We start from the raw sequence: 23,069 nt of genomic DNA on the forward strand, positions 1-23,069 counted from the left end.
ACGAGCCTGCTCGCGATAGCGGTGGTTCAGCGTGCATCAATGTTGGATGTGCTGCCGCCATCGCGAGCAGGCTCGCTCCCACAGGGGCTCTGCTTGACCGACCGGCATCAGCGGCCACAGCAACCCCACCTGCCAATGCGTAAGCCCTTTTCCATGAGTCCTTGCCATGTCCGACTACCTGCTGCAAATGAACGGCATCGTCAAAACCTTTGACGGTGTCAAAGCCCTGAACGGCATCGACATCAAGGTCAGGCCGGGTGAGTGCGTCGGCCTGTGCGGTGAAAACGGCGCGGGCAAATCCACGCTGATGAAAGTGCTGTCGGCGGTCTATCCCTACGGCACCTGGGAAGGCGAGATCATTTGGGACGGCCAGCCGCTCAAGGCGCAGTCCATCAGCGAGACAGAAGCCGCCGGGATCGTCATCATCCACCAGGAACTGACCTTGGTCCCCGACCTGTCGGTGGCCGAAAACATCTTCATGGGCCACGAGCTGACGCTGCCCGGCGGACGCATGAACTACCCGGCGATGATCCACCGCGCCGAGGCCCTGATGCGTGAACTCAAAGTGCCGGACATGAACGTCTCGCTCCCGGTTTCGCAGTACGGCGGTGGCTACCAGCAACTGGTGGAAATCGCCAAGGCACTGAACAAGCAGGCGCGGTTGCTGATCCTCGACGAGCCCTCCTCGGCCCTGACCCGCTCGGAAATCGAGGTGCTGCTGGACATCATCCGCGACCTCAAGGCCAAGGGCGTGGCCTGTGTGTACATCTCTCACAAACTCGATGAAGTGGCCGCCGTGTGCGACACCATCTCGGTGATCCGCGACGGCAAACACATCGCCACCACCGCCATGGCGGACATGAGCATTCCCAAGATCATCACCCAAATGGTCGGGCGGGAAATGAGCAACCTCTACCCCACCGAACCCCATGAGGTCGGCGAGGTGATTTTCGAGGCCCGCCACGTCACCTGCTACGACGTCGACAACCCCAGGCGCAAACGGGTCGACGACATTTCATTCGTCCTCAAGCGCGGGGAAATCCTCGGCATCGCCGGGCTGGTCGGCGCCGGTCGTACGGAACTGGTCTCGGCGCTGTTCGGCGCCTACCCCGGTCGCTACGAAGGCGAAGTCTGGCTGGGCGGCCAACAGATCGACACGCGCACGCCGCTCAAGTCGATCCGCGCCGGCCTGTGCATGGTCCCCGAAGACCGCAAGCGCCAAGGCATCATTCCTGACCTGGGGGTGGGCCAGAACATCACCCTGGCGGTGCTGGACAACTACACGAAACTGACCCGCATCGATGCCGAAGCCGAACTGGGCAGCATCGACAAGGAAATCGCGCGCATGCACCTCAAGACCGCGAGCCCGTTCCTGCCGATCACCAGCCTCTCTGGCGGCAACCAGCAAAAAGCGGTGCTGGCGAAAATGCTCCTGACCAAACCCCGGGTGCTGATTCTCGATGAGCCCACCCGTGGCGTGGACGTCGGCGCCAAATACGAGATCTACAAGCTGATGGGCGCGCTGGCGGCCGAAGGCGTGTCGATCATCATGGTGTCCTCGGAGCTGGCCGAAGTCTTGGGGGTTTCCGACCGCGTCCTGGTGATCGGCGAAGGCCAGTTGCGCGGCGACTTCATCAACCACGAACTCACCCAGGAACAGGTGCTCGCCGCCGCGCTCAGCCATCCCGATGGCCATAACAATAATGATCGGAAGTCCGCGTAGATGAATCAGGTCAAACAGCTGTTTTCCCGCTACAAAATGCTCGCGCTGGTGATCGCCGTGGCGCTGATCTGGCTGTTCTTCAGCTGGCAGACCGACGGTGGGTTCCTGACCCCGCGCAACCTTTCCAACCTGCTGCGGCAGATGTCCATCACCGGGATTCTGGCCTGCGGCATGGTACTGGTGATCATCAGCGGCGAGATCGATCTGTCGGTGGGTTCGTTGCTTGGACTGCTGGGTGGCCTGGCGGCGATTCTCGATGTGGTCTATCACATCCCGCTGCTGGCGAACCTGAGCCTGGTGGCGCTGTGCGGCTTGGTGATTGGTTTGGGCAACGGCTACATGACCGCCTACCTGCGCATCCCGTCGTTCATCGTCGGGCTGGGTGGCATGCTCGCGTTTCGCGGCGTCCTGCTGGGGGTCACCGGCGGCACCACCATTGCCCCGGTGTCACCGGAGCTGGTCTACGTCGGCCAGGGTTACCTGCCGCATGCGGTCGGGACCGGGCTCGGTATCCTGCTGTTCGCCCTGACCCTGTTCCTCACTTGGAAACAACGGCGCAACCGTGCCCTCCATGGCCTGGCGGCCCACTCCCTGGTGCGTGATGTGTTGCGCGTGGTGTTGATCGGTGCCGTGCTGGCCGGCTTCGTCTACACCCTCAACAGTTACGATGGCATTCCGGTGCCGGTGCTGCTCCTGCTGATCCTGCTGGGGGTGTTCAGCTACGTCACCAGCCAGACCGTTTTTGGCCGCCGCGTCTACTCGGTGGGCAGCAACATGGAAGCCACGCGCCTGTCCGGCATCAATGTGCAAGCGGTGAAGCTGTGGATCTTCGGCATCATGGGCGTGATGTGCGCCCTCGCCGGCGTGGTCAACACCGCACGCCTGGCTGCTGGCTCACCCTCGGCCGGCAACATGGGCGAACTCGACGCCATCGCCGCGTGCTTCATCGGCGGCACCTCCATGCGCGGTGGTTCGGGCACCGTCTACGGCGCCCTCCTCGGCGCGCTGGTGATCACCAGCCTGGACAATGGCATGTCCATGCTCGACGTCGACAGCTACTGGCAGATGATCGTCAAAGGCAGCATTTTGGTGCTCGCGGTGTGGGTGGATGTGAGTACGCGGACAGGGCGGCGTTGATGGGCTCCGTCATTTGCTGGCAGACGCCATCAACACACCCAAGCCCAGGAAAGTGATGCCCGACAATTTGCCGACAATCCTGGCGCCCTGGCTCGACGAGAGCCAGCCCCTGGCGCCATTGGCCATCAGCGCATAGGCACAATGGACCAGCACCACAAGCAGGCTGTAGGACGACACCAGCAAGAAAAACTGGCGGTAGTAATCGCCCTCCGGCTTGATGAACTGAGGGAACACGGCCAGGAAGAAGAAACCGGCCTTGGGGTTGAGCAACTGGATTGACAGCGCCTCGATAAATCGCCGCCACGGGCGCGGCGACGTGACTGTGAGTTCGGGAATAAAGCGCTGGGTACGCCACATCTTGATGCCCAGGTACAACAGGTACAGCGCCCCGACGTATTTCAAGAGCGTGAAGGCCGTTGCCGAGGCGGCCAGGACCAACCCCAAGCTGCTGGCGCAAATACCCGCCACGATAAACGCCCCCGACGCGATACCGAAGATGCCCGGCAGCGCACCGCGCCAGCCATGGCGCAAGGCATTGGACAGCGTCAGCACCACGCCGGGACCCGGGCTGAGCACCGTCAGGGTCGCCAGGATCAGAAAAAGTCCGTAATCGGCCATGCATCACTCCACATTGAAGGCAATTGCTGCGACTTTCAGGGTGGCGTGGCAGCGGGACGCTGACAAACGCTTTAATTGCGCCGCATATGTGACTAAATTAGACGCATGATCGCCAACCTCCCCCCATTGAACGCCGTCCGCGCCTTCGCCGCTGCCGCTCGCCACCAGAGCTTCAGTCGCGCCGCCGAAGAGCTGCACGTCAGCCACAGCGCCGTCAGCCGTCACGTCAAGTTGCTCGAAGAGCGCCTGGGCGTGCTGCTGTTCGAACGTCGAACCCGCCAGTCCTTGCTCACCCCGGCGGGACGGGTTTTCTACGAGCAGGTCAGCGAGGCACTGACGCAAATCGCCAACGCCGCCACCGCACTGACGCGCAATGCGGCCCAGCGCAAAGTGACCATCAACGTGCGTCCTTCCTTCGCGGTGCGCTGGCTCATCCCTCGGCTGCCGGACTTCATGGCGCGCCATCCGGACATCAAGCCCGAGGTCGTCACCAGCACCCACCCCCCGGATCCATCACGGGAAAGGTTCGACGTGGTCATTCGGCGTGGACACGCTGGCTGGTCGGCCGAGGTGCAACCCACCGCGTTGCTGGAAGACCACCTGCTGCTGGTCGCCGCACCGTCGCTGCTGCAAAACGTACCGTTGGAAAACATCCACGACCTGGCCCGGCACACCTTGTTGTCGGGCAGGACACGCAGCAGCGATTGGCAGGATTGGGCGGAACACGCCGGGATCCATCCATTGAACAACCCACCGACCCTGCAATTCGATCACATGCACCTCGTGCTGCAGGCGGCGGTCGATGATCTGGGCGTGGCGTTGTGTCCGGCTTCGCTGCTGGGCAGGGATTTGTCCAACGGCCGCCTGACCTGCCCACTGCCGACGTTGCGCCTGCCGTTAGCCCGCTATTACTACGGGGTATCCAGGGATGCGGTAGTTGAGACGCAGGTTTTTGTTGATTGGTTGCTAACCCATTGTGGGAGCGAGCTTGCTCGCGATGGCGGCGGCACAACCAACATCTTTGCAGGCTGAACCACCGCTTCGCGAGTAAGCTCGCTCCCACAGGGGAATTGCGTTAGCCGGGAGCTGCCTTATGCGCTTTGTTTCGCGGCCAACGGCGGTCCGAAAATCTCGTAGGAATTTACCTCTGTGGCGAGGGGATTTATCCCCGCTGGGCTGCGAAGCGGCCCCAAACCAGGCACCTCTTTTCGCCAGGTACTCCGCAGGTACCGGTTTTGCGACTGCTGCGCAGCCGAGCGGGAGCAAGCTCCCTCGCCACAGGTGGAACGTGCGTCCTACAGGTCGGTTGTGGGTGCCGGGATCGACTTCTATAGTTGGGTCGTCGCTGGCTTTGGCCGGTGGCTGGGTTTCGCAGCCCTCGATGAAAAAGATCTAATACCGTCAAATGAAATTCAGGCAAACTTGCCCGCGTTCATTTTATGGCGGTTGTGCGCGGGAGACTTTCGGGTCTGCCGAGTTTTTGGATTCTTTCCTCGGTCTGCGAACCCTCGCGCAACTGCCACCCATTTGATTCGCAGCAAAAAGGTGGCATTTCTTCTTTCTTAAAAGGAATTCAACCTCATGACAACTCACTCATCCAGCCGCTTCACCCCTCTCACCCAAACCGCCACCACCCACCCCGTCCTGCTGATCGACACCCAAGCCCCACTCCCCGAACTCCACGCTTGCGCCAGCGAACGCCTGCACGCCACGCTTGATTACCTGACCTTGGTGGCGTGCAGCAGCCTGCGTGATTCGGCATCGAGCGACATCAACACCATCACCAACGTCGCCCGGATCCTGGTGCAGGATATGGCGGAGGTGTTTGGCGTGATCGAACAGCGCGGGCTCGAAGACTAGCCAGCCTTTGTGGCGAGGGAGCTTGCTCCCGCTGGGTTGCGAAGCGGCCCCAAACCAGACACCTCTTTTCGCCAGGTACTCTGCAGGTACCGGTTTTGCGACTGCTGCGCAGCCGAGCGGGAGCAAGCTCCCTCGCCACGGTGCCGCCCTGTCCCTTGGTCCAAACAGAGGCCGCATACATCTGCGCAAGCAAGTCTTGCCAAGCTGAATTGCCTGCAGGTATTGTCAGGCTATGAATCTTTCTCAGATCGCCTCGACCACTACAACCACGACCGCCAAGGCGGGTCGTGAGGTGTCGTGAGCCAATAACGCACGTATCTCAAAGGCCCGCCAGCGATGGTAAGGGCCTTTTCTTTTGCCCTTGCGTCACTGGCCCAAACGCAAGGAAAGCACCATGCACGCGCTGTTGATCCTCGATATGCAAATGGGCTTGTTTCACGGCCCGGATAAACCCTGGGCAGGCGAAGCGCTGCTGGACACTCTAAATACCCTGCTGAGCAAAGCTCGCAGCGCCGGTGCCCCGGTTTTCCTGGCTCGCCATGTTGGCCCGCCTGGCTCGCCCATCGAACCTGGAAGCCCATTGACGCAACTGGTGCCGCAATTGCTGCTCACAGGTAACGAGGTGGTCTTCGAAAAAAACCGCCCCAATGCCTTCGCCATGACGGATCTGGCCGAGCAGCTGAAGGCCCGTGGCGCCGAGGGCGTGGTGATCGCAGGCATGAAAACTCAGTATTGTGTCGACAGCACCTGCCGCGCCGCCCGGGACCTGGGCTTCGATGCCGTGCTGATCGCCGAGGGGCATACCTGCTCCGATACGCCAGCCTTGAGCGCTCAAGAAATCATCGCGCATCACAATGCAACGCTGGCCGGCCCTTTCTGCCGAGTCGTTCGCGCTGAAGATTGGCATTTCTAACCCACATCGCAAAACCGGCCCAGGCTGGGCCGATCCAACTCGACCAATGGAGTGATCTAATGGAAGTCTGCAACCGGCTACACCCCAAAGAATGCACCAACATGGACGACATCCGCAGCGAAATCGATACGCTCGATCAGGCGGTCATCAAACTGTTGGGCAAGCGCTTTCAGTACGTACTCGCCGCCTCGGCGTTCAAGACCTCGGCCACATCGGTCCGTGCTCCAGAGCGCTTCAAGGCGATGCTGGCGACACGACGGGAATGGGCCGAGGCCGAGGGGTTGAGCCCGGATGCCATCGAGAAAATGTACAGCGACCTGGTGAACCACTTCATCGCCGAGGAGATGACGCACTGGGCCGCTCGTCAACCTCGGGACTGACTTTCCATGCGTCCGTGGCGAGGGGATGGACTCCCCTTGCCATAACGCTTCGTGTCCATTCTCCAGATCAGTATTTGGAAGCAATCGCCGACAACGTCCGTGCGCCTTTACCGACTGACATCATCAGTAAAAACCCCACGCCCCACTAAGTGATCGGCCATGACAAAGGCAAATCAACGCCTTGGTTGTGTTGCGCTTCGCTCCGTTTCGCCAGCGTCAATAATTGGAAATTTGACACTACAAAGCCATCACCTATCGTTCCTCCCGAGACCGCACCCAGGGACCGGGTGGCCCGGACATCCTTTGCAAGGGCGGTCGTCAATGTCATTACCCTCAAGGAGCTACAAAATGTCTGGAGCGACCCAAACCATTGATGTGCTGGTCAACGTTGACGCCGATTACCTGCTCGCCCACCCCAACGACGTAGGCGGCGCGATTGCCATGCTCGTGACCCGCAGTGCCATCGACAGCCATGCCAGCGGCAACACCGGCGAAGGCGGCAACGAGTTGTGGTTCGACGTAAACCCTGGTGACATCATTCGCTGGCGCGCCACCACGCTGTCGCGCAACTTCGACCGCATCGCATTGATCAAAAACGTCGTAATCGGCAACCCTCATCAGGGCGGTGATTACAAGGGCACCATCTCGACCCCGCAATCTTTCAATATCCCCGGCATTCCAGTGCCCTATCTGGACATTGGCGCCCCCGGAGGCATTGCCAAAACAGACGTGACCTATACCGTCTGGCAGTCCACTGCGCTGAGCGCAGGAAAGCTCTGGTACCAAATCTACTTCGTGCTGCTGGACCGTAACCTGAACCAGATTGGCCCGACCAACGCGTGGGACCCCTACATCACCGTCAATTGACTGTTCGCTGAGTTGCAAACAACCCTGGCCGGCTTGCTATTCGCCATGACGATGCCGGCCAGGGTTGCCTACCGAAGCACTTGCGTTCCCCGCTTCAACTCATTCCAACATCTCAAAGGTCGCAGTCTGGGTCACCGGAATCATTTCCCCGGGCGTGGTCACGACCAATTGATACTTGCCAGCAAGCAAAGTGTTTGCGGGATAGCTGAAGCACGACACGCTGGAAGTGGACTTCCCCGGAACAATAGCCACGTTCGAGATCCGCGTAGGCGCAGCGGCCTCTTTCAATTGATAGAACGAATATTGAGGGTTGCTGACCGGCTTGGCGTGCGTAAGGCAAAACGAGTCGTTCTTGGCTGAAGGCGCGAATCGCCCCTTGGCATCCAGGGGGGAAACAAAAGTTATCCCACTCCGGCTCTCTTGCTCGGCTTGCTGGGCCGCATCCAGGGCCGTCCGAGCACGTTCATAGTCGGCACTCTTCAACAGCACACTCGTTTCTTGCTTGTTGATGTATTGGACGGCTTTCTCTGCCTCGATCAACGCACGTCGCCGTCCCCAGAGCACGTCATCGCCCCCCTTGCGGACAGCAAACGACACCCAGGTCTTGTCCAAGAATGTCTCGTTCTTGCCGCGCTGTTGCAGACCGTGATTGGCGTATTCGATCTCTCCAGCCTGGATGTCCTCCAACGATGCACCGTCTGGCGTGTCAGTCCAACCGCGCCGCATGGCGGTAGGCACCAGCATCAGCGTATCCCCCAGCCAAGCCAGCGGGTTCTCTTTATTGCCCCGATCCGTCAAGTAGAAATAGCAGTTGGTGGGAGCACAGCGCTCCTGGTTGATCAGCACATAATTCCCGGGCTTGAGCGCCAGGACCGAACCGTTATCTTCCACTGCCTCATCGTCGGGGCCAGCCACCATATCCACGTCGATCTGCAACACAACATCGTCTTTGTTGAGGGCCAGCAGACTCTTGGCAACTTCTTTGGCAAATACTTGTTCAGCGGCTGTTATCGGGTTGGCCAGGGACAATGTCTTGCTGGCCGACCCGATGAATTCGAGAAATGCAGCGGTGTCTTCGTTCTCGCCCTGGTCGTATTCCAGTACGGTCAGTTTCATCGACAGGTGATCGGACTCAAGCTTTTTGGGGCCGTACAACAATTTGTTCAGCAGGTTCGGCTTGGCGTTATCGGCGACCCCGAGGTAAGGCCCGAGTACTTTGGTCACCGTCGGGCTTTTTTCTTCGCCCCCCACTTCGGTGAACTCGGCAACAATCACCACCTCACTCACCCCGCCGACATCCTTGAGGTACTTGAAATAAGCATCCGTCAAATAGACAGCGAACACATCGCCACCGTTGCCGTTGCTGTCAGGTCTACGAATAGCGCCCGCTTTATCGGCGCTGAAGATGTCACCATCGATGCGCAAGCGCTCGGCTTTCAAATCGCGGATGGCGTCCTGGAATGCTTTTCTTGCGTGCTGCGTTTGCGCATCGGTAGCAGCGAGCTCGGCGGAGGTCGCCGCTTTTTTCACGAGGGCTGCGTGGGCCTCTTGGGCTTGTTGCCACTTGAGCTTGAGTGCTGCCGCATCATCAAACTGCTTATCGACGACCGTCGAAGGACGAGCAGGTTGAACCTTGAAAAGATGCGCCGTCCCTGTTGGAACGGCGCAACCCGCGATAAAAAGTGAAAGCCCGCATGCCAATGCGAATCGAGCGCTAAAGGCTGCGTGCAACGCCTTCGCGACCTGAACCGGTGCGTTTTCGGTGAACATCCCTTTCCCCTAGTCGTTGCTGGCACAATGCCTTGTCTCGGAGAGTAGGACAGCCACCTGATAAGCGCAACGCAGATAACTTGACGCCAGTAAACCGCGCTAGGTCGTCCCCTCCGGCTGCGCCAGCGCCTCCCGCACCAGGGGGTGCAGGACAGCCTCCGGATGCATCTGCTGCCAACCCTGCAATTGCTGGCGCATGCCCGGCGTCCAGAAGCTCTTGATGTGCTGGTACACGCCACGCACCGCCACCGCATGGTCCGGCTCGCTGGCGAAGTACTGGCCGATCTGGTTGGCCATCTTGATCAGGCTTTCAGCACTCATCGACGCACCTCCGCTTTCTCGGCATGACGACGTTCCCTCAGCAGGCGGCCTTGTTCATCACTGAACGCCTGATACCGTTTCTGCCATTCCGAAGGCTGGCTGACCCGCACGATCTCCACCGCCGTGACCTTGTATTCCGGGCAGTTGGTGGCCCAGTCGGAGTTGTCGGTGGTGATCACGTTGGCGCCCGATTCAGGGAAGTGGAACGTGGTGTAGACCACGCCCGGTGCCACCCGCTCGGTCACCCTCGCGCGCAGCACCGTCTGCCCGGCACGACTGCCGATACCGACCCAGTCTTCGTCGACAATCCCGCGGTTCTCGGCATCGGTCGGATGGATCTCAAGACGGTCCTCCTCGTGCCAGGCGACGTTTTCTGTGCGCCGCGTCTGGGCGCCGACGTTGTACTGGCTGAGGATGCGGCCGGTCGTGAGCAGCAGCGGATAACGGTTGTTGACCTTCTCCTCGGTGGGCACGTAGCCGGTGAGCATGAAGCGGCCCTTGCCGCGCACGAACTGCTCGATGTGCATGGTCGGCGTGCCGTCCGGCGCGGCATCGTTGCACGGCCATTGCAGGCTGCCATGGCGCTCCAGTTCGGCGTAGCTGACGCGGCTGAACGTCGGCGTCAGGCGGGCGATTTCATCCATGATTTCCGAGGGATGGTTGTAGTGCATCTTGTAGCCCAGGGCGTCGGCCAGGGCGATGGTGGCTTCCCAATCGGCCTTGCCGGCCAATGGGTCCATCACCTTGCGAACGCGGGAGATACGGCGTTCGGCGTTGGTAAAGGTGCCGTCCTTCTCGAGGAACGAACTGCCCGGCAGGAACACGTGGGCGAACTTGGCCGTCTCGTTGAGGAAGATGTCCTGGACGATCACGCATTCCAACGCGGACAGCGCGGCCGTCACATGCTGGGTGTTGGGGTCGCTCTGGGCGATGTCTTCACCTTGGCAATAAAGCGCCTTGAAGGTGCCGTCCAGCGCCGCCTCGAACATGTTCGGGATGCGCAGGCCCGGATCGGGTTGCAGGGTCACGTTCCAGGCCTGTTCGAATTGGGCGCGCACCGTTTCGTTGGAAATGTGCCGATAGCCCGGTAGCTCGTGAGGGAACGAGCCCATGTCGCAGGAGCCCTGGACGTTGTTCTGTCCACGCAGCGGGTTCACCCCGACACCTTCGCGACCGATGTTGCCGGTGGCCATGGCCAGGTTGGCGATGCCCATCACCGAAGTGCTGCCCTGGCTATGTTCGGTGACGCCGAGGCCATAATAGATCGCCGCGTTACCGCCGGTGGCGTAGACCCGCGCGGCGGCACGGATCTGCTCGGCAGGCACGCCGCAAACCGGGCCCAGCACCTCGGGGGCGTTTTCCGGCAGACTGACGAAATCGCGCCAGCGGGCGAAGTCCGACGCCTCGCAGCGGGCCTCGACAAAAGGCTGATCAATCAAGCCTTCGGTGGCAATCACGTGGGCCAGCGCGTTGAGCATCGCCACGTTGGTACCCGGGCGCAATTGCAAATGCAGTTCGGCGCGGGCGTGGGGCGAATCCACCAGATCGATACGCCGTGGGTCGATGACAATCAGTCGCGCGCCCTGGCGCAGGCGACGCTTGAGCTGGGAGCCGAACACCGGGTGCGCGTCGGTGGGGTTGGCGCCCATCACCAGGATCACATCGGCCTTCATCACTGAGTCGAAATTCTGCGTGCCAGCGGACTCGCCCAGGGTCTGCTTGAGACCATAGCCGGTGGGCGAATGGCAGACACGGGCACAGGTGTCGACGTTGTTGTTGCCGAACGCGGTGCGCACCAGTTTCTGCACCAGGTAGGTTTCTTCGTTGGTGCAGCGGCTGGAGGTGATGCCGCCGATGGAGTCGCGCCCGTACTTGAGCTGGATCCGGCGCAGTTCGCTGGCGGCGTAGGTGACCGCCTCGTCCCAACTGACCTCCTGCCACGGGTCGTTGATGTGTTTGCGGATCATCGGCTTGGTGATGCGGTCCGGGTGCGTGGCGTAGCCCCAGGCGAAGCGGCCCTTGACGCAGGAATGGCCGTGGTTGGCCTGGCCGTTCTTGTCCGGGACCATGCGCACCAGTTGTTCGCCTTTCATCTCGGCGCGGAACGAGCAACCCACGCCGCAGTAGGCGCAGGTAGTAATGACGCTGCGCTCCGGCTGGCCGATCTCCACGACGCTCTTGTCGATCAGCGTCGCCGTCGGACATGCCTGCACGCAGGCGCCGCAGGACACGCATTCGGAATCGAGGAAGTTGTCACCGCCGGCCGCTTCCACCCGGGAATCGAAGCCGCGCCCGCTGATCGTCAGGGCGAAGGTGCCCTGGATTTCCTCGCAGGCACGCACGCAGCGGCTGCAGACGATGCACTTGCTCGGGTCGTAGTCGAAATACGGGTTGGAAACGTCCTTGGCCTCGGCCAAGTGGTTGGCGCCTTCGTAGCCATAGCGCACTTCGCGCAGGCCCACCTGCCCCGCCACCGTCTGCAATTCGCAGTTGCCGTTGGCCGGGCACGTCAGGCAATCCAGCGGGTGGTCGGAAATGTACAGCTCCATCACGTTGCGTCGCAGCGTGGCGAGCTTGGACGTCTGCGTGCGCACCACCATGCCCTCGGTCACCGGCGTGGTGCAGGACGCGGGATAGCCGCGCATGCCGTCGATCTCCACCAGGCACATGCGGCAGGAGCCGAAGGCTTCCAGGCTGTCGGTGGCGCAGAGTTTGGGAATGGTGGTGCCGAGCATGGCTGCGGCGCGCATGACCGAGGTGCCGGCGGCGACGCTGATGGCGCGCCCATCGATGGTCAGGCTGACCTGCACGTCGCTGTCACGCGCCGGGGTGCCCAGGTCGATATCGGTGCTGGGATCGAAGATGGTGATCATTGGTCAGCCTCCGGGGTCGCCAGACCGAAGTCGGCGGGGAAATGCTTGAGGGCGCTGGCGACAGGGTAGGACGTCATCCCACCGAGGGCACAGAGCGAACCGTATTGCAGGGTGTCGCACAGGTCCTGCAACAGCAAGGCCTGCTCCTGACGGGCACCGGCTTCGGTGCTGGCGATCAAGCGGTCCACCACTTCCACCCCACGGGTGGAGCCGATCCGGCACGGCGTGCACTTGCCGCAGGACTCCTCGGCGCAGAACTGCAAGGCGAACCGGGCCATCTGGGCCATGTCCAGGCTGTCGTCAGCGACCACCACGCCACCGTGGCCGAGCATCGCGCCCATGGCGGCGAACGCTTCGTAGTCCAGCGGCGTATCGAATTGCGAAGGCGGCACCCAGGCGCCCAACGGCCCGCCCACTTGCGCGGCCTTCAGCGGACGACCGCTGGCGGTGCCACCGCCGTAGCCTTCCACCAACTCCCGCAGGCTCAGGCCGAAGGCGCGTTCCACCAGGCCGCCATGACGGACGTTGCCGGCCAGTTGGAACGGCATCGTGCCCAGGGAACGGCCCATGCCGAAATCGCGATAGAACTGCGCGCCCTTCTCCAGGATGATTGGCACCGAGGTCAGGGTCAGCACGTTATGCACCAGCGTTGGCAAGCCGAACAGGCCTTGCAGCGCCGGCAATGGCGGCTTGGCGCGCACCGTGCCGCGCTTGCCCTCGAGGGATTCCAGCAGCGCCGTTTCCTCGCCACAGATATAGGCGCCGGCACCGACCCGCACTTCCAGCTCGAAGCTGCGACCGCTGCCACCCACGTTCGCGCCCAGGTAACCGGCCTCGCGGGCGATGTGCAGCGCGTCGTTCAGCGTACTGACGGCGTCCGGGTATTCCGAACGCACGTAGATGTAGCCCATGGTCGCGCCTACGGCGATGCCGGCGATGATCATGCCTTCGATCAGCAGGAAGGGATCGCCTTCCATCAACATGCGGTCGGCAAACGTACCGGAGTCGCCCTCGTCGGCGTTGCAGACCACGTACTTCTGCGGCCCTTGCGCGTCACGCACGGTGCGCCACTTGATGCCCGCCGGAAACGCCGCGCCCCCCCGGCCGCGCAGGCCGGAGTCCAGCACGCTGGCGACGACATCCGCGCCATCCATCTGGATCGCCCGAGCCAGGCCGAGGAATCCGCCTTGGGCACGGTAATCATCGAGGGACAAGGGCTGGGTGATGCCGGCACGGGCAAACAACAGGCGCTGCTGGCTTTTCAGATAGGGAATGTTTTCCACCAGCCCCAGGGCAGCAGGATGGCTGCCCGGATCACGGGCCAGCGCATCGAGCAAGGCCGGCACATCCTGGGCCGTGACCGGGCCAAAACCCAGGCGCCCTTCGGGCGTCTCCAGCTCCACCAGCGGCTCCAGCCAATAGAGGCCACGGGAACTGGTGCGCAACACCTGCAAAGGCAACTGTCGACGTTCAGCCTCAACGGCCAACGCAGCAGCGACCTTGTCCGCGCCCACGGCACGGGCCACCGAATCGCGGGGGATACAGAGCGTCAGCATGCGTCCTCCTCCATGCAACCCTTGACCAGCTGACGCAGGCGCTCGGGCGTGATCCGCGCATGCAACTCCCCGTCCAGCTCCAGGGCCGGCGAACAGACGCAGGCGCCCAGGCAATAGACCGGCCGCAGGCTGATACTGCCGTCGGCACTGGTACCGTGATCGTCCAGCGCCAATTGCTCGCGCAACTGCGCAGCCAGGGTTTCAGCTCCCATGCTCTTGCAGGACTCGGCCCGGCACAGGCGCAGGGTATGGCGCGCAGGTGGCGTGGTACGGAAGTCGTGGTAGAAGCTGATGACCCCGCGCACTTCAGCCAGGCTGAGGTTCAGGGCGTGGGCGATCTCCGGGACGGCGCTGTCGGGGACATACCCGCAGCCTGCCTGGATGGCATGGAGAATGGGCAGCAAGGCACCGGGGGTGTCCTTTTCGCGCGCAAGCACGCTGTGGATCATGGGCAGGTGAAGCGTCTCATCAGGCATAAACGTACCTCGGCATCTCGGACGACACCGCCGCATAGCGGTAGCCGTCCGGAGTCTTGGCTGCGGCGTTCGGCCCACGTCACGGTAGCGTGGCACATCCGATCGCCATTCTCGCTCTCCGGCCAGGTGTCTTTGGCGCACCTGGTCCGGGGCATCCTCACAGCTTGCCACTCCCGGGGGTTGGCGATTGCACATGGACGACGAAACGTGTTCTGAAAGCGACTCCTTTCTTAGATGGTTTTGCGCAACGCATTGGCAACCAGTGTAAATGCAGGCGAAGGCTGTCGTCGGCTGGGGTAGTACAGATAGTAGCCTGAAAACGGCGGACACCAATCTTCCAGCACGCGCACCAGTCGGCCCTCTTGCAGGTACGGTTCAAACTCTTCTTCTGGCAGGTACGCAACGCCCAGCCCGGCCACTGCCGCCTGCACGATATGAGTCGACGTGTTGAAAACCAGCTGGCCGTCAACTCGCACGTTCACCTGCTTGCCTCGCCGCTCGAAATCCCAGACATAGAGCCCGCCTGATGTCTGCATGCGCTGGTTGATACAGCGATGGGTCATCAGGTCGCGCGGGCCCCTGGGGATGGCGTGGGTAGCGAAATACGCTTGCGAAGCGACGGCAGCCATCCGCAATGGAGGGCCTATCGGAACGGCAACCATGTCTTTGTCGATGGTGTCACCCAGGCGCACGCCAGCATCAAAACGATCCGCCACGATGTCTCGAAATCCGTAACACACGTCAAATTCAACGTTTATATCCGGGTAGTCGTGCAGCAACCCGGTAAGTTTGGGTAGCAAGGTCGTGCGCAACACATGATCACCGCAGGTGATGCGTACAGTACCTGCGGGCTTGTCGCGCATTTCCGTCAGCATATCCAGCTCCGCTTCTATTTCATCGAAGCGATTGCCTATTGCTTGCAGCAGCCGCTCGCCAGCGATGGTCGGCGAAACGCTGCGAGTGGTCCGCGTCAATAACCGGATCTGCAAGCGTGCTTCAAGGCCATTGATTGCCTGGCTCAATGCAGATTGTGTGACACCCAATGCCCCGGCAGCACGCGTGAAGCTGCCTTCGCGCGCGACCGTTACGAAAGACAGCAGATCATTGAGATTTCTTTTGATCATGGTGAAACGCATCTAAGCCAATTGATTAGCCTTGCTTATAGCCTCGTTAAGCATTCATTAGCTAGTCGCGTGACTGTCCGTCGCTCACCATGTTCCCCATGAACAAGATTGAAAGCAGAACTGCGATGAGGACGACCTGGCTTGGTTTGCTGGCTTCAATGCTCGTGCTCGGCAGCTACTCAACAATGAATGAAGCCGCATCGGCAGCTTCGCTAACGCAGAACACTGGCATGTGGATGACCGTCGGGGAACAACGCTTCGCCATCACCCTGGCCGACAACGCAGCTGCCCGCGCGCTTGTCGCGTCATTACCACTGACGTTGGACATGAGTGATCTCAACCGCAATGAAAAGTACGCCATCCTCCCCCAAGCACTACCTACCCAAGCGAGCAAGCCGGGAACGATCCACAGCGGTGATCTGATGCTGTATGGCCCGGACACCCTGGTCGTCTTCTATACGAACTTCGTTTCAGCCTACGCATATACGCGCCTGGGATGTGTGGAAGACACCGCAAGACTGGCTCAGGCGCTGGGCCGGCGGGGTGTGCAAGTGACGCTTTCCCAGAATTGATTACCCCGCATCGATAGGATTTCCAATGAAAAAGATCATCGTTTTACTGACGCTGCTTGTCAGTTCACTGTCAGCAATAGGGGCCGACATGTCTAATGGTGCGGACAATTTTTATTCCAGCGACGAAGTGACCGTACAGAAGGTCAACTTCAAGAACCAATATCAAATGAACGTGGCGGGTAATCTGTTCATCCCGAAAAAACTCAATGGCAAGAGCAGAAGTCCGGCGATTGTCGTCGGTCACCCAATGGGCGCGGTCAAGGAGCAAAGCGCCAATCTCTATGCCACGAAAATGGCGGAAAAAGGCTTCGTGACCCTTTCCCTGGACCTGTCGTTCTGGGGCGAAAGCGAGGGGCGGCCGCGCAATGCCGTCTCACCGGATATCTATGCCGAGGACTTCAGCGCCGCGGTGGACTTTCTCAGTGCCCAGCCGTTTGTCGATAAAGAGCGGATTGGCGCAATCGGTATTTGCGGCAGCGGCAGCTTCGTGATCAGTGCAGCCAAGATTGACCCGCGCATGAAAGCCATCGCGACCGTGAGCATGTATGACATGGGTGGCGTCAATCGCAACGGCTTGAAGCATTCCCAAACGCTCGAACAACGCCGGGCGATCATCGCCCAAGCCACCCAGCAGCGTAACGTCGAGTTCGCGGGCGGTGAAACGCTTTACACCAGCGGTACGGTGCACCAGTTGGACGACAACACTCATCCTATTCAACGTGAGTTCTATGACTTCTACCGCACCCCGCGCGGCGAATTCACGCCATCCGGCTCGTCGAAAGATCTGACCACCCACCCGACGCTGACCAGCAACATCAAGTTCATGAATTTCTATCCGCTCAATGACATCGAGACCATTTCGCCTCATCCGATGTTGTTCATTGCAGGGGCCGATGCGCACTCCAGGGAATTCAGCGAGCAAGCGTATAAGCTCGCCGGCCAGCCCAAGGAACTCGTCATTGTCCCCGGCGCTGGACATGTCGATCTTTATGACCGGGTCAACCTCATCCCTTTCGACAAACTGACGACCTTCTTCCAGAGCAACCTGAAGTAATACCTGGCCCAGTCGATTTATCCATACGTGACCTATCGACCTACCCCCGCTTAAGCCTCCTGAACGCCTGCGGCTCCCAAACTCGCATCGCCAGCAACAGCGCAGTCCCACGTTTTTCGGACAGCGGCGCGCTCAACGACTCGTTGTGAAGCGCCGCCAGTTTGCTGCGCAACTTGTGGATGTCGACTTGCAACTGGGCGTAAGCAGGCTGGGTCAACATGCCATGGCCAAAGTGCAGGGTTTCGTCGGGGACATCGAATCGGCTGGCCATGAAATCCGGCAGACCTTGTCGCAGGAAGAACCCTCGGATAGGGCCGTCCGGCAGCCAATCGAAATCCCTCGCGACCAGCAATCTGATGCGATTGCCCGGCTTCAGGTCCGCCAGGCCCATCCGCTCCAACACCAACAAATGCTTGATGCACTCGGCTTTGGACACGCAGTAGGCGGACACAATGTCTTCCAGTGACCAGTGACCAGACAACAGTTCACACGTGCCTATCCCGACGCGCAGCGGCTGTTCGCACTCAAGGCACGGTTCGATCCGCAGACGCGATTCCGGAACAAGCTCTGGGATAAGTATCACGTGGCGTAGCGTGACCAGCCCCCGCCGGCGTTCGAACGTGAGGTCGCGCCGCCGACGGTCGCTACAGGCCTGCACTGCTCTCTCACCACAAGGAACCGAAATCATCGCTATGCTCCCCATACAGATGAGTCAGGTACGACCATCCTAAACGTACTATCAAGGAGGATTCGATAATGAGGGAAGCAGCCACTGGGCTCGAAAAACAGATTGAGATCGCTACAAAACTTCTCTCTCTGTCGGCAAAAATCGGATTGCTGATTGGCGGCACGTGCATCGTCAGTTATCTATTGAGCAACGGTCATTACCCGCAAGGCGTATCCGTTGGAGACAGTTTGTTATTCCTGGTCACGGCGTTTTGCTTTGGCTTGGTTTGTATCTATTTTTCGGTGTCAGTTACGGCGGCCGGGGTGTTGCTTTCTCCGCTCTTTATCCCCGTGCTTAGGGGGTTCGTCTGGCTACATGGAAAAGTCTCCGATAAAAAACCCCTACTGGATTTCAAACGACCCAAAATAACCTTCTTCTCGGTGTTTTTTGGAATATGCGGCGCGGTGACCATTTATTTCCTGACCCACAAAAGTCCCTTGGCACACATTCAGCTCATCCTTCTGCCCATTTTTCAGTACATCGTTTACTCCGCCTATCTGGAACAGAACACGAAAATAAAAGCAGCGCAGCCATCGGCACCTGAAATCGTCGACTCCGAGCATCCTGACCAGAATCCCCACGCTGAAATGAAACCCTTGAAGAGAACCCGGGCAATGATCGCTGGCGTTATTCTCCTGACGCCCCTTCTCATGGGGGGCGTGACGTCGGACTTGCTGCAAGCGGCCATGAGCTTTGCGCAAATACGTATAGAAAGGGCCACGATCCTGGTGAAACCGCCTTACGCCAATCTATTGCCTGACCCCAAGGACTCACCGCTGGAAGACTACAAAAGATTTGAGAATGCGACGGTGATTTTCCGAGGTGTTGGCATCTCGACGCTCATTGAAATGCACACCAAGGAAACGGCCATCCGCTTGGAGATTCCAAATGACTCGATCATTGTCGAGCGTCGCGTGAAGCCCGTTGTCAACGTCAGGAAAAATCCTGAGAAAACGGAAAGCTGATACCATCCGGACATCGACACGCTGAGCAGAACACCATGAATCGCCGCAAGAAAATAAACCAGTTATTGAAGGCTAACGCCAAGAAAGCCAGTGCCAAGCTGGCACCCAAGAGCAAGAATCAATACATCAGCAAAGCCGACCGCCTGAAATTGGAAGCCGAATCCAGTGACGCCCCCATCACGTCACCGGAAAGCTGATCAACGTCGTTACCCCCTGAAGCGCTGCGCCAGAACCGCCGCGCCTCGCGGCTTATCTCTGGCATCCTGTAGGGCAACGACGGCCAACGACGCAATCCAGACCACCGAAACCCCATAATTAAGCCGTTGGTACAGACCGAACAGGTGACCATCGGCCAATGCCGTCGCCATCAGCATCACCGTCACGATGGCCAGGATTACGCAGATCGCCGAGAACAGGGCGAACCTGGACGATGAAAGCAGCGACTTGCCAAGGAACGTCCACAGCGCCCCCGCCAGGGTGAGCGAGATGAACATCACCAGCCCCGCCAGGTTGTGGCTCTGTTGCGAGACCGACGGTTCAATCGGCGCACAGCCTTGGTCGCAGGAAAAATAGCCGGCCGCGAAGCTTGCCAACCCATGGACGAAAATCAGTGCGGCGCTAAGCAAGGCCATCCGCGATGCCTTGAACCGTCTCGCCACGCCTATAGCGAAAAGCACAAACATCATACCCAACGGAAAATTGTTCACCCAGGCAGAAAAGCCGTGGGTGGGTGCTCCCACGGCGCCTAGTTGGCTCATGGCTTGATCCAGATGGCTGTAGCCTGGGTAGGCCCGGGCAGTCAGTGCGACACCCAAAAGCAGCCAGAATGGAATCAATATTCCGAAGCCTAGCAAAGCACGATCAATGGTTTTCATGGTGACACTCCCTGTCGTTGTGATATCCGTTTGTGGGGTGATGCGAAATCTGGCATTGATTGAAGCGTCCAATCGCTCAATCGAGGACTGGACGCAGGAAACTGCGCTCATAGCTCAGAATGAATCGTTGCTCCGTCGCTTGGGTTACCAATTCAAGGCACGCCGGATCCTGTTCGGCTTTCCGTCGATAGTTTTCATATTCGGCCAGGCTGGAAAAGCTGAACAGGCAGTAAGCGATATTGTTGGCGCCTTCGGCGGGTAGAAAATAGCCGTGATGTTCGCCCCCCATCCGGGTCACTACTTCAATCCATTGGCGCGAGTAGCTTTCGAAAGCAGGGATCTGATAGGGGTCAATAACGTACCGGACATGGCAAGTGATCACAGGCTCATTCCTTTGAATTCTGGAAAAATGGATTCTACACAGGATACGCAATCAATCATCGATCGGGATCGAAACCATGGATGAACGCCAAGCAACCATCAGGAACAAGATCCGCGCCGTGGTGACGAGTAGCGAATCTGACGAGATCACCTATCGATCAGAGTGGCTCGGTTACCTGCCCTTCCCGGTTTTTCATTGGATCGAATACCAGGGCGAAAGCTTTTCCAATGACTTCCCCTTTGATTGGACCCTTGAGGATCTGGTGAGCCTTGAGCGGACGGGATTCTTGGAAACACTGGAAACTTACGAAAACCCGGAAGATCATTTTGATCGGGACATCAGGTATCGCGTTCATGTGGACTGTGTATAACGGTAGGCTGGAAAAAATGGACAAACCAAGGAAAGGAAATGGGCATTCTTGATCGCTTGTTCGGCGGCCGTTTTACCCTGCCGCCACCGGAGGAAACGACTGTCAGCGACGCGGCGATCATGCGGGAGCTGCATCCTTATCGCGCCGAACTCAAGGCGTTTACCCAAGCCATACTGACCCGCATGCCAGAAGACGAACGTGCCAGGCTGGTCAGGCGCGTGCTGCGCATTTACGGCTCGGGCCAGGAGCCGGCCACCGCGCTGGTGGAAGGTCTGCTGGATGCAGACCGGGGCCAGAAGCTCGAACACCTGGCGTTGCTAGGCGTCGACTGGCGAGGCTTTGACGGTTTCGAGTATCTGGCGCCCTATCTGGTCAGCGCCAGCGGGGTAAAAGAAATTTACCCCTACCGCTATGAGGGCACGCTGTCGATGTCGGAGACGCTGGCGAGTTTCGACCAATGGCTGGCGGCATTCGACAAACGCTACCTGCACCTGGATTCCGGTGGCGACGACTATGTCGGATTCATCGCCGATGCCGACCAGATTGAAGCCATGATCGAACTCGCGCGGCGAGCAGGTCTTGAAGTGCGCCTCGAGAACCTTTGAACCGAATCAGGTTTTCACCGAGTCTCATTATCCCGCTGAACGAAGCGAGCCACGTAACAGTCGGAGCAACTAGACCCTCGGCAAAGAAACCTGGCCCATGCTCCTACGATCCGCTGCCCTCGCTACGCTGTTCGCCATGGCTGCCGGCACGGCGACCGCTGCGCCTGAACCGCTGCGCCTGGAAAGCCTGAAACGCTGCGGCGATCTGCTGCAAAGCCAGCATCAGGACTGGTGCCTGACAGCGCGTGGGTTGGGTGATGGGACGCCGCAACTGAAGTTGGGAGCAAAGGTGATACCCGCAGATACGGTCCAGCGCGAAGGGGAAAACCTGCGCGTGCGCCTGGACGCCGCCGATTACCAGAGCGGCCCGCTCTGGTTGGAGGACGGCCCACGCACCAGCAATGCTGCCTGGCTGACCCTGCGCAACAGCCATGTGGTGGCCGCTGGGCCGGACGCAGTGGCGAAGAACATGGACGGCCTGACCACTTACGTCGACCTGGTCAGCGTGCTGATCGAGGAAGACCGTGATGGCCGCCAGGAAGCCGAGCGCCTGGCCCACAAGTACGGGGCGAAGGTGGTCGGCAGCATCGCGCCCCTGAACCTGTACCAGCTCCGCCTGCCCGCCAAGGATCTGGTGCAGCGCGACGCCTTGGTGCTGCGCCTGGGCAGCGAGACCGGTGTGGATGCCGTGGTGATCGAAGAGTCCTCGGCCGAAGAAACCGAGCAGGCCGCGGCCCAGCCTGAAGAACCGAAGAAGCCGGCCCTGGACTCCGACGAATGGGCCGCGAATCGCTTTCTCGACGCGGTGAACTATTACCAACGACGCATCCCCGGACGACAGCCACCCATTCAACCGCAGCCGGTGCGCATCGGCCTGATCGAGCGCGATGTGGACTTCGACACGACGGATTTCGCGGACGACCTCGGCGCCTGCTCGCCACCGCGCACCTGCGTCTATGCCCGCGATGCCGACAAACCGGACAACCACGGCACGACCGTCGCCGGCATTCTCGCCGCACGTTGGGACGACAGCGGCAACACCGGTTTCCTCCGTGGCCTGGACAAGGCCAGCGGTGGCTTCGAGGTCATCGTCGAACGTAATTCCGATGCCGGCATCACCGCGAACATCGCCGCCTCGGTCAACCTCGTCGAAGACGGGGTGCGCGTCCTCAACTGGAGCTGGGGCATCCACCGCGTCGGCGCCAAAGACATCAAAGGCGATGACGTCGACTCGCTGCTGCGCTCGGGCCTCGCCATGGGTGGCTACGAAGAACTGCTGGAGGAGTTTTTCCTTTGGCTGCGCAAAGCGCATCCCGACGTGATCGTGGTGAATTCTGCCGGCAATGGTTCTTCATTCTCGGGCAGCGACGAATACCGCCTGCCCTCCTCCTTCATCACTGAGCAATTGCTGGTGGTCGGCGGACACCAGCGCAGCGAGCTCACCGGGGTCGCCGTCGATGACCCGGCCTACGCGGTCAAGCGCAGTTCCTCGAACATCGACATGCGCGTCGACATCACCGCCGCCGCGTGCGCGCATGCCTCGACAGCCAACGCCGCCCAGGACAGCGCGGTGCATTGCGGCACGTCCTACGCCACGCCCATGGTCGCGGGCCTGCTGGCGGCGATGCTGTCCATCAACCCGCAACTGCAACCCGAGCAACTGCGCATGCTGCTACGCCGCAGCGCCATGACCATCGGCGACAACCACGATTTCGAACAGATGGACGGCGAAGACCTCACCGCCCCCATCCTGCCGTCAGAACGCCGCTATCAGCTCAACGACAAGGACGTCGGCCGCTCGGCACGACTGGACATGCAAAAGGCCCTGGACCTGGCCGCGCAAAGCCGTGATCGCGTGCGTTGAACGGGCAGATCATGGGAGCAATCGGTAAGTGGATTGC

Annotated in this window: 24 protein-coding genes; 14 read left to right on the plus strand and 10 right to left on the minus strand. The window is 60.3% G+C overall.

The features are described 5' to 3' along the window. Window positions 1-166 precede the first annotated feature (166 nt). Both xylG and AD659_RS07740 read left to right on the plus strand, forming a co-directional pair. Window positions 167-1,723, plus strand: coding sequence for a D-xylose ABC transporter ATP-binding protein (gene xylG / locus AD659_RS07735; RefSeq protein WP_053119917.1), 1,557 nt, complete (start codon window positions 167-169; stop codon window positions 1,721-1,723). Further along, entirely contained in the window at window positions 1,724-2,860 is a 1,137-nt protein-coding gene (locus AD659_RS07740) for a sugar ABC transporter permease (RefSeq protein ID WP_053119919.1), read from the plus strand. Between the two features lie 9 nt (window positions 2,861-2,869). Here the strand turns inward: AD659_RS07740 and AD659_RS07745 are convergent, their stop codons facing one another. Next, a complete protein-coding gene (locus tag AD659_RS07745) occupies window positions 2,870-3,478 on the minus strand; it encodes a LysE family translocator (protein WP_053119921.1) in 609 nt (202 codons plus the stop codon). A gap of 105 nt (window positions 3,479-3,583) precedes the next feature. On the opposite strand from AD659_RS07745, the gene gcvA reads away from it, so the two are divergent. The 5 genes from gcvA to AD659_RS07770 all read left to right on the plus strand — a co-directional run bounded on the left by gcvA (window position 3,584) and on the right by AD659_RS07770 (window position 7,498). Further along, window positions 3,584-4,510, plus strand: coding sequence for a transcriptional regulator GcvA (gcvA, locus tag AD659_RS07750; protein ID WP_053119923.1), 927 nt, complete (start codon window positions 3,584-3,586; stop codon window positions 4,508-4,510). A gap of 549 nt (window positions 4,511-5,059) precedes the next feature. Further along, window positions 5,060-5,338, plus strand: coding sequence for a hypothetical protein (locus AD659_RS07755; protein WP_053119926.1), 279 nt, complete (start codon window positions 5,060-5,062; stop codon window positions 5,336-5,338). A 394-nt stretch (window positions 5,339-5,732) separates the two neighbouring features. Beyond that, entirely contained in the window at window positions 5,733-6,251 is a 519-nt protein-coding gene (locus tag AD659_RS07760) for a cysteine hydrolase family protein (protein ID WP_053119930.1), read from the plus strand. Between the two features lie 59 nt (window positions 6,252-6,310). Next, entirely contained in the window at window positions 6,311-6,631 is a 321-nt protein-coding gene (locus AD659_RS07765; protein ID WP_053119933.1) for an isochorismate lyase, read from the plus strand. A 348-nt stretch (window positions 6,632-6,979) separates the two neighbouring features. Continuing rightward, the gene (locus AD659_RS07770; RefSeq protein WP_053119935.1) at window positions 6,980-7,498 is read left to right on the plus strand and encodes an AidA/PixA family protein; all 519 of its coding nucleotides are present in this window, start codon (window positions 6,980-6,982) and stop codon (window positions 7,496-7,498) included. Between the two features lie 99 nt (window positions 7,499-7,597). Here the strand turns inward: AD659_RS07770 and AD659_RS07775 are convergent, their stop codons facing one another. The 6 genes from AD659_RS07775 to AD659_RS07800 all read right to left on the minus strand — a co-directional run bounded on the left by AD659_RS07775 (window position 7,598) and on the right by AD659_RS07800 (window position 15,618). Next, window positions 7,598-9,268, minus strand: a complete 1,671-nt coding sequence (locus AD659_RS07775; protein WP_053119937.1) for a hypothetical protein — start codon at window positions 9,266-9,268, stop codon at window positions 7,598-7,600. 99 nt (window positions 9,269-9,367) lie between these two features. After that, window positions 9,368-9,589: a formate dehydrogenase subunit delta gene (locus AD659_RS07780; RefSeq protein ID WP_053119939.1), complete on the minus strand. Its 222-nt coding sequence runs from the start codon at window positions 9,587-9,589 to the stop codon at window positions 9,368-9,370. After that, window positions 9,586-12,462 (minus strand): formate dehydrogenase subunit alpha, encoded by a 2,877-nt coding sequence (fdhF, locus tag AD659_RS07785; RefSeq protein ID WP_053119940.1) that lies wholly within the window; start codon window positions 12,460-12,462, stop codon window positions 9,586-9,588. Before fdhF ends, AD659_RS07780 begins: the two co-directional genes overlap by 4 nt. Further along, a complete protein-coding gene (locus AD659_RS07790; protein WP_053119942.1) occupies window positions 12,459-14,018 on the minus strand; it encodes a formate dehydrogenase beta subunit in 1,560 nt (519 codons plus the stop codon). The genes fdhF and AD659_RS07790 overlap by 4 nt, the downstream gene beginning before the upstream one ends. Beyond that, entirely contained in the window at window positions 14,012-14,494 is a 483-nt protein-coding gene (locus AD659_RS07795) for a formate dehydrogenase subunit gamma (protein WP_053119945.1), read from the minus strand. Before AD659_RS07795 ends, AD659_RS07790 begins: the two co-directional genes overlap by 7 nt. Window positions 14,495-14,724: 230 nt before the next feature. After that, entirely contained in the window at window positions 14,725-15,618 is an 894-nt protein-coding gene (locus tag AD659_RS07800; RefSeq protein ID WP_053119989.1) for a LysR family transcriptional regulator, read from the minus strand. 125 nt (window positions 15,619-15,743) lie between these two features. Here AD659_RS07800 and AD659_RS07805 point away from each other — a divergent pair, with 125 nt between their 5' ends. Continuing rightward, a complete protein-coding gene (locus tag AD659_RS07805) occupies window positions 15,744-16,190 on the plus strand; it encodes a cyclophilin-like fold protein (RefSeq protein ID WP_053119947.1) in 447 nt (148 codons plus the stop codon). Between the two features lie 25 nt (window positions 16,191-16,215). Then, the gene (locus AD659_RS07810; RefSeq protein WP_053119949.1) at window positions 16,216-17,244 is read left to right on the plus strand and encodes an alpha/beta hydrolase; all 1,029 of its coding nucleotides are present in this window, start codon (window positions 16,216-16,218) and stop codon (window positions 17,242-17,244) included. Between the two features lie 40 nt (window positions 17,245-17,284). Here the strand turns inward: AD659_RS07810 and AD659_RS07815 are convergent, their stop codons facing one another. Continuing rightward, window positions 17,285-17,932: a hypothetical protein gene (locus AD659_RS07815; RefSeq protein ID WP_231987671.1), complete on the minus strand. Its 648-nt coding sequence runs from the start codon at window positions 17,930-17,932 to the stop codon at window positions 17,285-17,287. A gap of 68 nt (window positions 17,933-18,000) precedes the next feature. Here AD659_RS07815 and AD659_RS07820 point away from each other — a divergent pair, with 68 nt between their 5' ends. Both AD659_RS07820 and AD659_RS29085 read left to right on the plus strand, forming a co-directional pair. After that, a complete protein-coding gene (locus tag AD659_RS07820) occupies window positions 18,001-18,936 on the plus strand; it encodes a hypothetical protein (RefSeq protein WP_053119951.1) in 936 nt (311 codons plus the stop codon). Window positions 18,937-18,971: 35 nt separating this feature from the next. Further along, a complete protein-coding gene (locus AD659_RS29085) occupies window positions 18,972-19,133 on the plus strand; it encodes a DUF2986 domain-containing protein (protein WP_064505241.1) in 162 nt (53 codons plus the stop codon). Window positions 19,134-19,142: 9 nt separating this feature from the next. On the opposite strand, the gene AD659_RS07825 is transcribed toward AD659_RS29085, so the two are convergent. Both AD659_RS07825 and AD659_RS07830 read right to left on the minus strand, forming a co-directional pair. After that, complete coding sequence (locus tag AD659_RS07825) at window positions 19,143-19,811, minus strand: DUF998 domain-containing protein (RefSeq protein WP_053119953.1); 669 nt, start codon at window positions 19,809-19,811, stop codon at window positions 19,143-19,145. Between the two features lie 76 nt (window positions 19,812-19,887). Next, window positions 19,888-20,193, minus strand: a complete 306-nt coding sequence (locus AD659_RS07830; protein ID WP_053119955.1) for an NIPSNAP family protein — start codon at window positions 20,191-20,193, stop codon at window positions 19,888-19,890. A gap of 76 nt (window positions 20,194-20,269) precedes the next feature. On the opposite strand from AD659_RS07830, the gene AD659_RS07835 reads away from it, so the two are divergent. The 3 genes from AD659_RS07835 to AD659_RS07845 all read left to right on the plus strand — a co-directional run bounded on the left by AD659_RS07835 (window position 20,270) and on the right by AD659_RS07845 (window position 23,032). Then, window positions 20,270-20,563, plus strand: coding sequence for a hypothetical protein (locus AD659_RS07835; protein WP_053119956.1), 294 nt, complete (start codon window positions 20,270-20,272; stop codon window positions 20,561-20,563). Window positions 20,564-20,601: 38 nt separating this feature from the next. Further along, window positions 20,602-21,168 carry a DUF6630 family protein gene (locus tag AD659_RS07840; RefSeq protein WP_053119958.1) on the plus strand — a complete coding sequence of 189 codons (567 nt, stop codon included), beginning with the start codon at window positions 20,602-20,604 and terminating at the stop codon, window positions 21,166-21,168. A gap of 97 nt (window positions 21,169-21,265) precedes the next feature. Continuing rightward, window positions 21,266-23,032, plus strand: coding sequence for a S8/S53 family peptidase (locus AD659_RS07845; protein ID WP_053119960.1), 1,767 nt, complete (start codon window positions 21,266-21,268; stop codon window positions 23,030-23,032). The last annotated feature ends 37 nt before the right edge of the window (window positions 23,033-23,069 follow it).

The sequence above is a fragment of the Pseudomonas thivervalensis genome, assembly GCF_001269655.1.
In the GTDB taxonomy this organism is placed as follows: domain Bacteria; phylum Pseudomonadota; class Gammaproteobacteria; order Pseudomonadales; family Pseudomonadaceae; genus Aquipseudomonas; species Aquipseudomonas thivervalensis.